Annotated in this window: 12 protein-coding genes; 5 read left to right on the plus strand and 7 right to left on the minus strand. The window is 71.4% G+C overall.

Annotated elements, in window-relative coordinates; all coding sequences use genetic code 11:
• Nucleotides 1-6: 6 nt before the first annotated feature.
• From MVG78_RS10550 to acnA, 3 genes are all read right to left on the minus strand, one after another.
• Entirely contained in the window at nucleotides 7-816 is an 810-nt protein-coding gene (locus MVG78_RS10550) for a metallophosphoesterase family protein (protein WP_247551302.1), read from the minus strand.
• Entirely contained in the window at nucleotides 813-1781 is a 969-nt protein-coding gene (locus MVG78_RS10555) for a diacylglycerol/lipid kinase family protein (protein ID WP_247551304.1), read from the minus strand. The genes MVG78_RS10550 and MVG78_RS10555 overlap by 4 nt, the downstream gene beginning before the upstream one ends.
• Before the next feature lie 119 nt (nucleotides 1782-1900).
• Nucleotides 1901-4606 (minus strand): aconitate hydratase AcnA, encoded by a 2706-nt coding sequence (acnA, locus tag MVG78_RS10560; protein WP_247551306.1) that lies wholly within the window; start codon nucleotides 4604-4606, stop codon nucleotides 1901-1903.
• Nucleotides 4607-4756: 150 nt separating this feature from the next.
• Between acnA and ccmA the strand changes: the two genes are divergently transcribed.
• The 5 genes from ccmA (at nucleotide 4757) to MVG78_RS10585 (ending at nucleotide 10082) form a co-directional block, all read left to right on the plus strand.
• The gene (gene ccmA / locus MVG78_RS10565; protein WP_247560402.1) at nucleotides 4757-5302 is read left to right on the plus strand and encodes a heme ABC exporter ATP-binding protein CcmA; all 546 of its coding nucleotides are present in this window, start codon (nucleotides 4757-4759) and stop codon (nucleotides 5300-5302) included.
• 28 nt (nucleotides 5303-5330) lie between these two features.
• On the plus strand, nucleotides 5331-5990 hold the full coding sequence (gene ccmB, locus MVG78_RS10570) for a heme exporter protein CcmB (RefSeq protein ID WP_247551308.1): 660 nt from the start codon (nucleotides 5331-5333) through the stop codon (nucleotides 5988-5990).
• Between the two features lie 101 nt (nucleotides 5991-6091).
• Complete coding sequence (locus MVG78_RS10575) at nucleotides 6092-6508, plus strand: hypothetical protein (RefSeq protein WP_247551310.1); 417 nt, start codon at nucleotides 6092-6094, stop codon at nucleotides 6506-6508.
• A gap of 62 nt (nucleotides 6509-6570) precedes the next feature.
• Nucleotides 6571-7659, plus strand: coding sequence for an alginate lyase family protein (locus MVG78_RS10580; RefSeq protein WP_247551312.1), 1089 nt, complete (start codon nucleotides 6571-6573; stop codon nucleotides 7657-7659).
• A 236-nt stretch (nucleotides 7660-7895) separates the two neighbouring features.
• Nucleotides 7896-10082, plus strand: a complete 2187-nt coding sequence (locus MVG78_RS10585; protein WP_247551313.1) for a TonB-dependent siderophore receptor — start codon at nucleotides 7896-7898, stop codon at nucleotides 10080-10082.
• 36 nt (nucleotides 10083-10118) lie between these two features.
• Here the strand turns inward: MVG78_RS10585 and MVG78_RS10590 are convergent, their stop codons facing one another.
• From MVG78_RS10590 to tsaD, 4 genes are all read right to left on the minus strand, one after another.
• Entirely contained in the window at nucleotides 10119-11261 is a 1143-nt protein-coding gene (locus MVG78_RS10590; RefSeq protein ID WP_247551315.1) for an ABC transporter substrate-binding protein, read from the minus strand.
• 86 nt (nucleotides 11262-11347) lie between these two features.
• Nucleotides 11348-12328 (minus strand): NAD(P)H-dependent glycerol-3-phosphate dehydrogenase, encoded by a 981-nt coding sequence (locus MVG78_RS10595; protein WP_247551317.1) that lies wholly within the window; start codon nucleotides 12326-12328, stop codon nucleotides 11348-11350.
• Entirely contained in the window at nucleotides 12321-13160 is an 840-nt protein-coding gene (locus MVG78_RS10600) for a 23S rRNA (adenine(2030)-N(6))-methyltransferase RlmJ (RefSeq protein WP_247551319.1), read from the minus strand. The genes MVG78_RS10595 and MVG78_RS10600 overlap by 8 nt, the downstream gene beginning before the upstream one ends.
• Nucleotides 13157-14215 carry a tRNA (adenosine(37)-N6)-threonylcarbamoyltransferase complex transferase subunit TsaD gene (gene tsaD, locus MVG78_RS10605; protein ID WP_247560403.1) on the minus strand — a complete coding sequence of 353 codons (1059 nt, stop codon included), beginning with the start codon at nucleotides 14213-14215 and terminating at the stop codon, nucleotides 13157-13159. Before tsaD ends, MVG78_RS10600 begins: the two co-directional genes overlap by 4 nt.
• Nucleotides 14216-14354: the final 139 nt, after the last annotated feature.

Below are 14354 nucleotides of genomic sequence, written 5' to 3' on the forward strand. Positions count from 1 at the left end.
GGCGCCTCAGGCGGTGATCTCGGTCGCACGGTTCAGTGCCAGCGTTTCCCAGCCCTGGCCGTTCCAGGCCCGTGGCTCGCAGGCAATGCCCACGGAGCCAACCCCGGGACCTATGGTGAGGCGGTTATAGGTGTTCACCTCGTTGCGCAGCCTGAGGGAGGTGGCGGAGCCGGCGCTGACGATCTGCAGGCCGCCCCCTTCCTCCACGATGTTCTCGTATTGCGAGGTGTAGGTGCGGTGCAGGTGCCCGCTGAGAACCAGCCGCACCCCCGCCTGGGACAGGATGGCCAGTGCCTTGCGCGCCCGCCCGGCCAGCACCGTGTCCGGCGCCCAGGGCGGGGCCAGGAAGGGATGGTGCGCCACGATGATCCGCACCGCCCCGGCGGGCAGGGCGCGGAGGCGTTCCAGCAGCCGCGACAGCCCCCCCAGATGCACCGTGCCATCGGCCCAGTTCATCCGCAGGCCGCCCCGGCTGACGGTGTTCAGCCCCAGCACCGCGATCTCCTGGTCCACCCAGGCGGGCTCGATGTCCTCGTGGATGAAGCGGCGCCAGCGGGCATAGGGGTTGGTGAAGCGTTCCCAGGGGTCGTAATAGGGAATGTCGTGGTTGCCCGGCACGGCGATCCAGGGCGCCTTCAGCGCGTGCAGGAACTCCGCCGCCGCGGCGTATTCGCGGCGCCGGGCGCGCATGGTGAGATCGCCCGAGACCGCCACCAGATCCGCCGGCGCGGCATTCAGCTCGTCCAGCAGCCCGGCCACCACCGCCTCGTCCACCCGGCCGAAATGCAGGTCGGAGATATGGTCGATCCGCCTCATGCCGGCTGGGGTTCGCTCTGCGCCGTCACCTCCGCCTCCGCCACGGGGGCGAGGGAGAGCACGCGCAGGGCCCGGGGGTGGATGCGGAACCGCAGGGGCGTCGGCAGGATCTGGATCTCCCCATCGGTGGCGACGCGCAGGCTGACGCGGCGCGATTCGATGGTCAGGGCGGGGGTGAGGAAGTGGTCCACCTCCTCCGTGCGCCGCCACAGGCCGAGGCCCATGGCCACCAGCATCACCAGCGACCAGAACAGGCCGAAGCGTTTCGGGCGGTGCACGGCCAGGACCCCGGTGTCGAGCCGGGGGCGATGGAAGAAGCTGCCCAGCGCCTCCTCATAGGGATTGTTGACCACGGACAGCGCCCGGGCCCGGACGTGCCGGCGGACCGGCGGCGCGCCCGGCTGTTCGGACCAGGCGAGGTTCAGGCTCAGGGGCGGGCGGCCAAAGGCCCGCAGGGTCCCGAGGATGGTGCGCATCCGCGCGGCGATGCCGGGGATGCGCCGGTTCGCCTGCCGCAGCCGCGCGAAGCGGTTCGGCAGGCCCAGCACGGCCTGGCAGGTGAAGACCTCGCCATTCACCTCGCCGATATCGATCCGCCGTGTTTCCGCGCCGGCGAGGGCCATGGCGGCCTCCAGCGGATCGAGTGGCATGCCGAGGTCGCGGGCGAGGATGTTGAGCGTGCCGAGCGGCAGGATACCCAGGGCGATCCCGGTGCCGGCCAGCCTGCCTGCGGCGCCCCGCACCGTGCCGTCACCGCCGCCGACGATCACCAGCGGTGCCGGCAGGCTGCGCGCGGCCGCGACGGCGGCCTCGATACGGCCCTCCATGTCGGGGGCGGCATCCTCGGCGATGATATGGAGGTCGAAGCCGGACTCGCGCAGGGCGTCTTCGATCTGTCCGGGCAGTTCCGGCCGGCCGTCGAGCGTTCCGGCACGGTTGTTCATCACGAGTACGGCGCGCGTCATCCCGGTCCCCCTGCCTGTCCCAGCGCGGGCAGCCGGGGCGGCAACGCGGCCCCGGGCAGGATGGTTGCCCATCCCGCCCGTAAGCGGCCGGGGGGAATGGCCCCCCGGCGGAAGCGCGATCAGGCCGCCTGCGGTGCCTGCGCCATGGAGTGCAGCACGTAGTGCAGGATGCCGCCCTGGCGGTAGTACTCGACCTCATCGGCCGTATCGACGCGGCAGAGCAGGGTGGTGCGGTGCTCGGTGCCGTCGGGGCGGTGGATCACCAGCGTCACATCCATGCGGGGCTTGATCTCCTCCAGCCCCAGGATGTCGATGGTCTCCTCGCCGGTCAGGCCCAGGCTCTCCCGGGTCTCGCCGTTCTTGAACATCAGCGGCAGCACGCCCATGCCCACGAGGTTCGAGCGGTGGATGCGCTCGAAGCTCTCGGTGATCACGGCCTTCACGCCGAGCAGGAAGGTGCCCTTCGCCGCCCAGTCGCGGGAGGAGCCGGTGCCGTATTCCTTGCCGCCGAAGATCACCAGCGGCACGCCTTCGCTCTTGTAGCGCATGGCCGCGTCATAGATCGGCATCACGTCGCCGGAGGGCAGGTGCTTGGTGATGCCGCCCTCGATGCCCGGCACCATCTCGTTCTTGATGCGGATATTGGCGAAGGTGCCCCGCATCATGACCTCGTGGTTGCCGCGGCGGGCGCCGTAGCTGTTGAAGTCCGCCTGACGGACCTGGTGCTCCAGCAGGTACTCGCCGGCGGGCGAGGCCTTCTTGATCGAGCCGGCGGGCGAGATGTGGTCGGTGGTGATCGAATCGCCCAGCTTGGCCAGGATGCGCGCGCCCTCGATGCCGCCACGCGCCTCGGGCTCCATCGTCATGCCCTCGAAATAGGGCGGGTTCTGCACATAGGTCGAGCCGGAGTTCCAGCGATAGGTCTCGCTGTCCGCGTCGATCTTGATCGCCTGCCACTGCGCCGTGCCCTCGAAGACATGGGCGTAGCGCTCCTGGAACATCTCGCGCGTCAGGGACTGGGCGACGATCTCGTTGATCTCCGCCTGGGTCGGCCAGATGTCCTTCAGGAAGACATCCTTGCCGTTCTTGTCCTGCGCGATCGGCTCTCTGGTGATGTCCTTGGTGATCGTACCGGCCAGGGCATAGGCGACCACCAGCGGCGGGGAGGCGAGGTAGTTCGCCCGCACGTTCGGGTGGATGCGGCCCTCGAAGTTGCGGTTGCCGGAGAGCACCGAGACCGCCACCAGCTTGTTGGCCTCGATCGCCTCGACGATGTCGTCGCTGATCGGGCCGGAATTGCCGATGCAGGTGGTGCAGCCATAGCCGACGGTCTGGAAGCCGATGGCGTCCAGGTCTTCCTGCAGCTTGGCGCGGTTCAGGTAGTCGGTCACCACCTGGGAGCCGGGGGCGAGCGAGGTCTTCACCCAGGGCTTCGGCTGCAGGCCCAGCGCCCGCGCCTTGCGGGCCACGAGGCCGGCGGCGACCAGCACATAGGGGTTGGAGGTGTTGGTGCAGGAGGTGATGGCCGCGATCACCACGTCGCCATGGGCGATGTCATGGTTGGCGTTGGCCACGCCGTGGCGCTTCGTCACATCCGCGTTCGGGTTGCCGGACAGCCCCGGCAGCTCGCGCAGGAAGGCCGGGGCGGCGTCGGAGAGCAGCACGCGGTCCTGCGGGCGCTTCGGGCCGGCGATGGAGGGCTGCACCGTGGACAGGTCCAGCTCCAGCGTGTCGGTGAAGACCGGGTCCGGCGTGCTGGTCTCGCGCCACATGCCCTGGGCCTTGGCATAGGCCTCGACCAGCTTGATGCGGCTTTCCTCGCGGCCCGAAAGGCGCAGGTAGTCGAGCGTCACGCTGTCCACGGGGAAGAAGCCGCAGGTCGCGCCGTATTCCGGGGCCATGTTGCCGATGGTGGCGCGGTCGGCCAGCGGCAGCTGGTCCAGGCCCTGGCCGAAGAACTCGACGAACTTGCCGACCACGCCCTTCTTGCGGAGCATCTGCGTGACCGTCAGCACCAGGTCGGTGGCGGTGACGCCCTCCCGCAGCCTGCCGGTCAGGCGGAAGCCGATCACGTCGGGGATCAGCATGGCGATCGGCTGGCCGAGCATGGCGGCCTCGGCCTCGATGCCGCCGACGCCCCAGCCCAGCACGCCCAGGCCGTTCACCATGGTGGTGTGGCTGTCTGTGCCGTAGCAGCTGTCGGGATAGGCATAGGCGGTGCCGGCCTCGGTGCGGGTCCAGACGACCTGCGCCAGATGCTCCAGGTTCACCTGGTGGCAGATGCCCGAGCCCGGCGGCACGACGCGGAAGTTGTCGAAGGCGGCCTGGCCCCAGCGCAGGAACTCGTAGCGCTCGCCGTTGCGCTCGTACTCGATGTCCACGTTCTTCTGCAGCGCGTCGGCGCGGCCGGCGACATCCACCATCACCGAGTGGTCGATCACCAAGTCCACCGGCACCAGCGGGTTCACGCGGCGCGGCTCGCCGCCCAGCTTCAGGATGCCGTCGCGCATGGCGGCGAGGTCCACCACGGCGGGGACGCCGGTGAAATCCTGCATCAGGATGCGCGTCGGGCGGAAGGGCACCTCGCGCTCGCTATGCGCGTTCTCCAGCCAGCCGGTGAAGGCCTTCGCGTCCTCGACCGTATAGGCGCGGCCGTCCTCGAAGCGCAGGACGTTCTCCAGCAGCACCTTCAGGCTGTTGGGGAGGCGGGAGAAATCGGTGTTCAGCGCCTTCCCGGCTTCGGGCAGGCTGAAGTAAGTGTATTCCTTGCCATCCACGGAGAGAGTGCGGCTGGTCTTCAGACTGTCCTGCCCGATCATTCGCATGGCGCGTAAAACCCCTGCCTGACGTTGGTGACGTTTAACCGGCTTGAAGCATGGCGGCCGGTGCGGGTCCAGGGGGACCACGGAAGCAGTCATAAGGTGGGGGCCGTGCTGACGGCGGAAAAGCTGCATTTGCGCCGCGGGGGCCATGACGTGGTCGCGGATTTGGACTTCACTGTGAGTCCTGGCGAAGCGATAGTAATTCTCGGTCGCAACGGTGCCGGCAAGTCCTCGCTTCTTCGCGCCCTGGCCGGGCTGCTGCGCCCCGCCGGGGGGCGGGTGGCCTGGGACGGCGCCGACATCGCCGCCCACCCCGCCGCCCATGCCCGGCGCCTGCGCTGGGTCGGGCATCTCGATGCCGCCAAGCCTTCCCTCACCGTGCGGGAGAACCTGGAATTCCTGGCGCGCCTCCTCGGCGGGTCGGTGCAGGCGGCGCTGGACGCCCTGGCGCTGAACGCCATCGCCGAGCAGCCGGCCCGTGCCCTGTCCTCCGGCCAGAAGCGCCGCCTCGCCCTGGCGCGGCTGGCGCTCTCGCCCGTTCCGCTCTGGCTGCTGGACGAGCCGACGGTGGGGCTGGACACGGCCTCCGTCGCGCGGCTCGGCCCGCTGCTGGCGCGGCACAGGGCGGGCGGCGGCATGGTGCTGGCCGCGACGCATCTGCCGCTGCCCCTGCCGGACATGCGGGAGATCACGCTGTGAGGCGCCGCGCGGATGCGGGAGAAAGGCTGTGAAGCCCTGGCTCGCCGTGCTGTCGCGGGAACTGCGCCTCGCGGTTCGCCACCCAGGCGATGCACTGGCCGCAATGCTGTTCTTCCTCGTGGTCTGCTCTCTCTTTCCCTTCGGCGTGGGCCCAAGTCCGGAGGCTCTGGCGCGCCTCGCGCCCGGCGCGCTGGTGGCGGCCGGGCTGCTGGCCGCCCTGCTGCCGCTGGACCGGCTCTTCGGCGCGGAGGCGGAGGATGGGTCGCTCGACCTGCTGCTCCTGTCCGGCCTTTCGCCGGCCGCCCTGGCCCTGGCCAAGGCCGCCGGCCACTGGCTGACCACGGGCCTGCCACTGGTGATGGCGGTGCCGCTGGCCGGCGCCATGCTGAACCTCGACCCCGCGGCCTGGCCCACCGCCTGTGCCGCCCTGGCCCTGGCCGGCGTGGTGCTGTCGCTGCTCGGCACCCTCGGCGCGGCGCTGACGCTGGGCGCGCGGCGCGGCGCGGCCCTGCTGCCCGTGCTGGTGCTGCCCCTGTCCGTGCCGGTGGCCATCTTTGCCGCCGCCGCCATCGAGGCCACCACCGCCGGCCTGTCGCCACGCCCTTATCTGCTGCTCCTGGCCGCCCTCGCGGCGCTGGCGGCGCCGCTGGCACCGCTGGCGGCCGGCGCCGCCCTGCGGAGCGACTGAGGCCGGCCACGCCGCACAGGGGTGCCACAGGTGGGGCGCATGAGTCCCTTGAATCCCGTCGCCAGCCGGTTCATTCGGAAGGCCAAGGAGAAACCACGGTCATGCCGACCTTCAAGGGCAAGCCGCCCGGCGCCGGCGCCGGCGAGATTTCCCGGCGCACCGCCGCCCTGCGCCCATCGATCGCCTTGGAGCCGAAGCAGCGGGACAAGGCGCGCCAGTTGCGCCGCCAGGGCCATGAGCCCGAACAGATCGCCAAGGCGCTGAACGTGCCGCTGGAGGAGGTCGAGAAGGCGCTGGTGCAGATGCGCATGCCGCGCCCCGAGACCACGCGGGGCACGCTGAACGTCACGCTGGACGCGCACCGCCTGGTGATGAAGGAGCGCAAGGGCGACGAGCCCGTCTGGGTCACCATGGACCGGCTGCTGGGTGAGCTGCTGCGCCTGCGGGCGGAGCGGGACCGGCCGAAGCGGCTGAAGGAAAGCCAGGCCGCACTGCCGCTGTTCAGCAACGAGGCGTGACGGCACCGACCATGGCACGGGGCGGGGCGATGGCGGCCCCGGCTCGGAAGCCCCGGCTTGCCATGGCCGGGCTGGCCCTGCTGCTCCTGTCGGCGGGCGCCGGGGCGGCGGAACCGCTGCGGACGCCCTTCGCGCCCTTGCCGCCCGCGACAGGGCCGGCGGCGGACTGCCCCGCGCCCCCGGAGGCGATGCGTAACATCGAGGGCGTGTCCTTCTACGCCGACCCGGCCTTCTCCCGCCCCGATCCGGAGCGGCTGGCCGCCGATGCCGCCGTGCAGAAGCGGCTGGATGTCTGGCTGGACGCGGTGCAGGCCGCCGTGGAACGCGCCCGGGGCGGGGAGGCGGGGGCTGCCGCCTGCGCCCTGTCCCTGCTCGACGACTGGGCCAAGTCCGGCGCCATGCTGGGGGCGGTGAACCAGCAGGGTGCCTATCACCGCGTCTGGGCCCTGGCCGGGGCCGGGCTCGCCTTCCTGCAGATCCGTGACACGGCGGGGCTGGAGCCGGTTTCGGTCGGCCGCGTCGGCCGCTGGATGCGGGAGGTCGCGACGGCCATCCAGCCGCGCTACGACCGGGAATCGCGGGCGCTGATCAGCGATGTGCGCAACAACCACGCTGCCTGGGCGGGGCTGGCCGTGGCGGCGGCCGGCATCGCCAGCGACAGCCGGGCGCATTTCGACTGGGGCCTGGCGCGGCTGCACGCGCAGCTCGCCCAGGTGACGGGGGAGGGGGCGCTGCCGCAGGAACTCGCCCGCGGCGCCCTGGCCCTGCACTACCACCTCTTCGCCCTGGAGCCGATCGCGGCGCTGGAACGCCTCGCCGCCGCCAATGGCGTGGTCCTGCCGCCCGGGGATCAGGTGGCGCTGGAGCGCCTGACCGGTTTCGTCCTGGCCGCGACGCAGGACCCGTCGCGGATCGAGGCCCTGGCCGGCGTGGCGCAGTCCGATCCCTGGCTGCACGGGAAGCCGCCGCTTTCCGACGGCGCGGGCCTGGAGATCCGTGCCCAGGCGCGGCCCGACCCAGCCCTGGACGCGGCGCTCGCGCCGTTCCGGCCCTATCGCGCCCGATGGCTCGGGGGGATGGTCACGGGGCGGTGGATGCCTGTTCCTCCCGTGCGGGAGGGAGGACCCGTCGCGGCCCCGGGAAGGCGATAGACCCTGATTCGCGCTCATGGAAGCGCGGATCAGGATCTACCCCTTTGTTTGAGAGCATGATTCACCGCTTCGGCGATACCGCCTGCGCGGATCGTGCTCCAGGGCAGCGCTCTCCCTGTCCGGCGACCTGCACATGTTGCCAAAAGGACATGCACTGAAACATTCCGCATCATGCGTATTGAGATTGAGAATTCTTCTGAATAAGAACCCGGCAGAAAATCCGCCGGAGACTGGAATTGACCACCGCACCGAAGCGCTCCGGCGCCCCGGGGCTGATAAACCTTGCGCTGCTGGCCATGCCGCTGGCGCTGGCCCCCCGGGCCGCCATGGCCCAGGATGGCATGGTGCAGCTGCCTGAAGTCCAGGTGCAGGGGCAGCAACGGACCTCCACCGGGCCGGTGCAGGGCTATGTCGCGACACAGAGCGCCTCCGCCACCAAGACCGACACGCCGCTGATCGAAACGCCGCAATCCGTCACCGTCGTCACCCGCGACCAGATGGACGACCGCGCGGTGCGCAATGTGGAGGAGGCGCTGGCCTATGTGCCGGGCCTCGCCACCGGCTTCTCCGGCAACGACACGCGCTTCGACAGCTTCCGCCTGCGTGGCTTCGACGCGCGGTCGAGCCAGTTCCTCGACGGGCTGCGCCTACTGCGGCAATTCGGACCGACCTCGATCGAGCAGTACGGGCTGGAGCGGATCGAGGTGATCCGCGGCCCCAACTCGGTGCTCTACGGCCAGACGCCGCCGGGCGGCATGATCAACATGATCAGCAAGCGCCCCACCGAACGCCCCTTCGGCGAGGTGAACCTGCAGGCTGGCTCCTATGACCGCTACCAGGGCAGCTTCGACCTGGGCGGGCCGCTGACCCAGGACGGGCAGTTCCTCTACCGGCTGACCGGGCTGGTGCGGCAGAGCGGGACCCAGGTCGATCACGTCGATGACGACCGGTACTTCATCGCCCCCGCCATCACCTGGCGGCCCAGCGCGGATACGGTGCTGACCCTGCTCGGGCGATTCCAGTACGACCAGGGCGGCTCGCCCATCGGCCTGCCGGCCGTGGGCACGCTGCTGCCGAACCGCAACGGCCAGATCAAGCGCAACTGGTTCGCTGGCGAGCCGGGCTTCAACAACTCCGACATCACCACCACCAGCATCGGCTGGAACTTCGAACACCGCTTCGACGATGTCTGGAGCGTGCGGCAGAACGCCCGCTACATGCACAACCGCGTGGCTTACGAAACCATGTATGTCAGCGGCCTCTCGGCCGACCAGCGGCGCCTGACGCGCGGCAGCCTGCTGCAGCGGGAAAGCTCCGACACGGTCAACCTCGACAACAGCGTCGAGGCGCGCTTCGACACCGGGCCGTTGCGGCACACGGTCCTCGCCGGCTACGACTTCCGGCAGTACTGGGGGCGCTACCAGGCCAATTTCGGCCAGACCGGGACTGTCCCGTCGCTCGACATCTTCGCCCGTAACTACGGCGCTGCGGTTCCCGACCCGCGCCTCGGCACGGGCGCGAAGACCGACCGCAACGACGACTACGGCCAGCACGGCATCTACCTGCAGGACCAGGTCCGGCTCGACCGGCTGCTGATCACCGGCGGGCTGCGGCAGGACTGGTCCACCACCAGCCAGACCGCCCGCCGCACCGGGGTGCGCACGCGTTCCAACGACGATGCGCTGACCGGGCGGATCGCGGTGATGTACCTCTTCGACTTCGGCCTCTCGCCCTATGCGAGCTATACCACCTCCTTCGACCCCGTGATCGGCGCCACCGCGGCCCAGCGCGGCGCCACGCCGTTCAAGCCGACCGAGGGTGAGCAGTACGAGCTCGGCGTGAAATACCAGCCGCCGGGCCGCAACAGCTTCGTCACCGCGGCGGTGTTCGAGCTGACGCAGACCAACGTGACCACCCGCGATCCGGTCTATACCTCCTCCCAGATCCAGACAGGCGAGGTGCGCTCGCGCGGCGTGGAGCTGGAGGCGGTGGCGAGCCTGGCGGAGGGCCTCGACCTGACCGCCTCCTACACCTACCTCGATGCCGAGATCACCAAGAGCAACACGCTGATCACCGGCACGACGCGCACCACCAGGGGCAACCGTCCGGGGCTGGTGCCGGCGCATACGGCCAATCTCTGGATGAAGTACCGCTTCGACCGGGATTCCAGGCTGGCCGGCCTCGGCCTGGGCGGCGGCGTGCGCTACATCGGCAACCTCTACGGCGAGGATGCCAACCAGTACCTCTCGCCTTCGGTGACGCTGTTCGACGCCTCGGTGAGCTACGATCTCGGCCAGTACCGGCTGTCGGTGAACGCGAGCAACCTCTTCGACAAGGAGTATGTCTCCTCCTGCACCGGCACCTACTACTGCTACTGGGGCAATGGCCGCACGGTGATCGGCAACGTCTCCTATCGCTGGTGAGAAGCGGGCCGGGGAGCCACCGGGTCCCCCGGCCGCCTATCCGGGGCCGACCCAGTAGGTCCCCTGGAAGGGTACGGCGGCGAAGCGGCGGTTGATCTCCGCCAGCGTTGCCTCCGGGTCGAGATCCGCGAAGAGGTCGGGCCGCAGCCAGCGCGCCATCGCCTCCAGCGCGGCGATCCCGACCGGGCTGCCGAAGACCGGGTTCCACAACCCATAGACGCGCTTGTCCCGCGTGGCGGGCAGGGCCACGAATTCCGGCGAGGCCATCAGCGCCTCCAGCGAGGCTCTTGCCTCGGCCAGCGTGACGCCGGTGCCGACGCGCAGGCCCTGCTGGTCCTCGTCATGGCGGTTGCCGGTGTTCACGACGATCCCCGGCGCCACGGCGAGAAGCTGCTCCAGGTTGATCTCGCCGCCGCGCGGGCCGGGCAGCAGGCCATCGGACAGGTTCCGCACGCCCACCAGCGAGAGCATCTGTCCCGTGCCGTCATTCCCCGCCACCCAGCAGCAGGGACGCCGCCCGGCGAAGGCATTCATGATCACCCCTGGCCTCGGGCCGGCATGCGCGGCGACACGCTCGCGGATGCGCGCCAGCCGCTCCTCCTGGAAGCCGATCACCGCCTCGGCCCGTTCCTCGCAACCCAGCGCCCGGCCCAGCAGGCGGGTGCTCGGGATGCCGTTGCTGAGCGGCCGCTGGAAGTTGTCGATGAAGACAACCGGAATGCCGGCGGAGGCGAGGTGCTCGACATTCTGCCGCGTCTCGGCCGAACCGAGCTGCCATGTGCTGAGGATCACCAGATCCGGCCGCAGCGCCAGCGCCCGCTCCACCGAAAGGCCCTGTCCCACCGCGCTGGTGAGTTCCGGCACCTGGCTCATCGCCGGGAAGCGGCGGCGGAAGGCCTGGTCGCTGCCCTGATCGTGCTGCTTCAGGTCGCCGCCCATGCCGACCAGCAGGGAGACCGGGTCGGGCAGCAGCACCGACAGGGTCAGGAGCTGGAAGTTCTCGGCCAGCAGGATCGCCTGGGGCTGTCGCGGAAGCGTCACCTCGCGCCCCGCCAGATCCGTGACCCGGCGTGGCCATCCGCCATCCTTCCGCTCCTGGGCGCTCGCGGCCGGAGCGAGCCAGGGCAGAAGCGGCAACAGAGGCAAGGCGAGGCGGAGGCGGGACGGAACGAGGGCCAAGGGCAGGGCCTCCTGGAAGCGAGAACGGCTCGCAATAAAGGGCGCCCGGCCCGCAGTACAAGCCGTTCGCCCTTTATTGCGCACCGCTACTCGCTCCGGCGCGGGCGCTCCATCAGCCGCCCGACCGCCTGGGCCACGCTGAGCCGCCCTTCCAGCACGGCGGCGACGGTGGCACTGACCGGCATCTCCACCCCGGCCGCCTCGGCCCGGGCGAGCAGGGCAGGGGCGGTGGCGGCCCCCTCCGCGACGCCACGGCTGTCCGCCAGCGCCTTGGCCGGGCTGAGCCCGCGCCCCAGCGCATGCCCCAGGGCGAAGTTGCGGCTGCTCGGCCCGGTGCAGGTCAGCAGCAGATCCCCCAGCCCCGACAGCCCGGCGGCGGTCTCGGCCTTCCCGCCCAGCGCCACCACGAGGCGGGAGATCTCGGCCAGGGTGCGCGTGACCAGCGCGGCGCGGGCGTTCTCGCCCAGCCCGGCTCCCATGGCGGCCCCGGCGGCGATGGCCGCGACATTCTTGGCCGCGCCGCAGAGCTGCACGCCGAGCACGTCCTCGCCCTCGTAGAGACGGAAGGCGGAGGTGGCGAGGCGGGCGCAGGCGGCGGCGCGCAGCACCGGATCGCTGCTGGCCAGCACGGCGGCGGCGGGCAGGCCGGCCGCCACCTCATGCGCGAAATTCGGCCCGGACAGCACGGCCGTGGGCAGGCCCGGCCGCAGTTCCGCCAGGACCTCCAGCGGCAGCAGCCGCGAGGCGCTCTCCACCCCCTTGGCCACCGCCACCACCGGCGGCAGGTCCGGCATGGCGGCGACGGCGGCGCGCAGCGGCTGCATCGGCACGGCCAGCACGGCGAGGCTCGCCCCCGCCAGCGCCTCGGCGGCATCGGCGGTCACGTCCAGCCCCTCCAGCACCGCATCCGGCAGGCGCGGGTTCCGCCGCGCCCCGCGCATCGCCGCCGCCTTGTCCGGGTCGCGTGCCCAGAGCGTCACCCGGTTGCCCGCCCGCACCGCCTGAAGCGCCAGGGCCGTGCCCCAGGCCCCGGCGCCCATCACGGCCAACCTGTTCGCCTCACTCATCGCTCAGCCTCGTCACGGCGCAGCCCTGGCCCAGCTCACCCCGGCCCAGATGCTCCAGCAGGGCGCGCAGGATATCGCCGGCCACGGTCTCGAAACTTCCCTCCGGCACCCAGGGGCCGTTGCAGACCACCAGCCCGCAGCCGTTGAGCCGCGTCGGGTCGGTGGGTTCGCGCAGCCAGAGCTCGCAGGCCAGCAGGTCCCGCACCCCGGAGGCGCGGAGCCTGTCGTGGAAGTCGCGCACCGGGGCGCGGTGCTTCACCGGATACCAGGCCGCCTGGATGCAGCCGCGGAAGCGCCCCGAGACGGCGGTGATCGTGTCGGCGAGGCGGCCGAACTCGCCCTCCTGCTCGAAGGGCGGGTCCATCAGCAGCAGCCCGCGCTTTTCCGGGAAGGGGGTGAGGGCGGTGGCGGCCTCCCAGCCATCGCGCGCATGCACCGCCACGCGCCGGTCGCGGCCGATCCGGGTCCGCAACTCCTCCTGGTCCTCCGGATGCAGCTCGCAGAGCACCAGCCGGTCCTGCTCGCGCAGCATCGCCTGGCTCAGCGCCGGGCTGCCGGGATAGAGCGGCGGCCAGCCGAAGCTCCGCACCATGGAGAGCCAGGGGGCGAGCGGCCCCTCCGCGATCCCCTCCAGCCGCCCGATCCCGGCCCGCCATTCCCCGGTGCGCTCGGCCCTTTCCTCGCGCAGGTCATAGGCGCCGATCCCGGCATGGGTGTCGAGCACGCGGAAGGGCGCCGGCTTGCGCCGCAGGGCGGCGAGGATGTGGTGCTGCAGGACGTGCTTCACGCAATCGGCGAAGTTCCCGGCATGGTAGGCGTGACGGTAGTTCATGCGGCCTGCTCCGCCGCCAGCTCCGCCAGTGGCCAGCGCGGGCGCGGCGCGTGTTCCACCGGGTCGGTGAGGCCGGCGCGCAGCCGCTCGATCCCGGCCCAGGCCACCATCACCGCATTGTCCGTGCAGAGGCGGATGGGCGGGGCGATCAGCGGCAGCCCGGCCCGTTCCGCCACGCCGCGCAGCGCCTCCCGCACCCCGCCATTGGCGGCCACACCGCCGGACACCACCAGCGCCGTGGCGCCGCGCATCATGCCGAGGGCGTTGCGCGCGCGGTCGGCCATCACGGCGGCGACGCTGGCCTGGAAGGCGGCGGCGATGTCGGCCTTCCCGGCCTCGTCGGCCAGCCGGCCTACCGCCTGCGCCACGGCGGTCTTGAGGCCGGAGAAGGAGAAGTCGCAGCCCGGCCGCCCCAGCATCGGGCGGGGCAGGGGGATGCGCTTCGGGTCCCCCGAACCCGCCAGCCGTTCCAGATGCGGCCCGCCAGGCCAGGGCAGGCCGAGCAGCTTGGCGGATTTGTCGAAGGCCTCGCCCACCGCGTCGTCCAGGGTCGAGCCGAGGCGGCGGTAGCGGCCCAGCCCCTCCACCGCCACGCACTGGCAATGCCCGCCGGAGAGCAGCAGCAGCAGATAGGGGAAGGCCGGCGCCTCGGGCAGCAATCCATCTTCCACGAGCTGGGGCAGGCGCGGCGTCAGCGCATGCGCCTCCAGGTGGTTCACCGCCACGAAGGGCAGGTCCTGCGCCAGCGCCATGCCCTTGCCGAAGCTGGCGCCCACGATCAGCCCGCCGATCAGCCCGGGGCCGGAGGTGGCGGCGATGCCGCCCAGCTCCGACGGGGCGATCCCGGCCTCCTCGAAGACCTGGGCGGCGAGGCGCGGCATGTGGTGCAGATGCGCCCGCGCCGCGACCTCCGGCACCACGCCGCCGAAGCGCGCATGCTCCGCCACCTGGCTCAGCAGTGCCTCCGCCAGCACGCGCCCGTCCGGGGCCAGCAGGGCCGCCGCCGTCTCGTCGCAACTGCTCTCCAGGCCCAGGACAGGCCCCTTGAGTTCCATCATGCCATCCTCTCGGCCGGCGCGGGCCTCGCCCGCCTTCCGCCTTCCTCAGCCACCAGCCCCGGCCCGTGGGAGGGTGTGGGACATTCTGTCCCAGTCACACCCGCAACAAGCCCGCTTCCACGGAGGGCAGGGCGGT

Source organism: Roseomonas gilardii subsp. gilardii, assembly GCF_023078375.1.
GTDB classification, from domain to species: domain Bacteria; phylum Pseudomonadota; class Alphaproteobacteria; order Acetobacterales; family Acetobacteraceae; genus Roseomonas; species Roseomonas gilardii.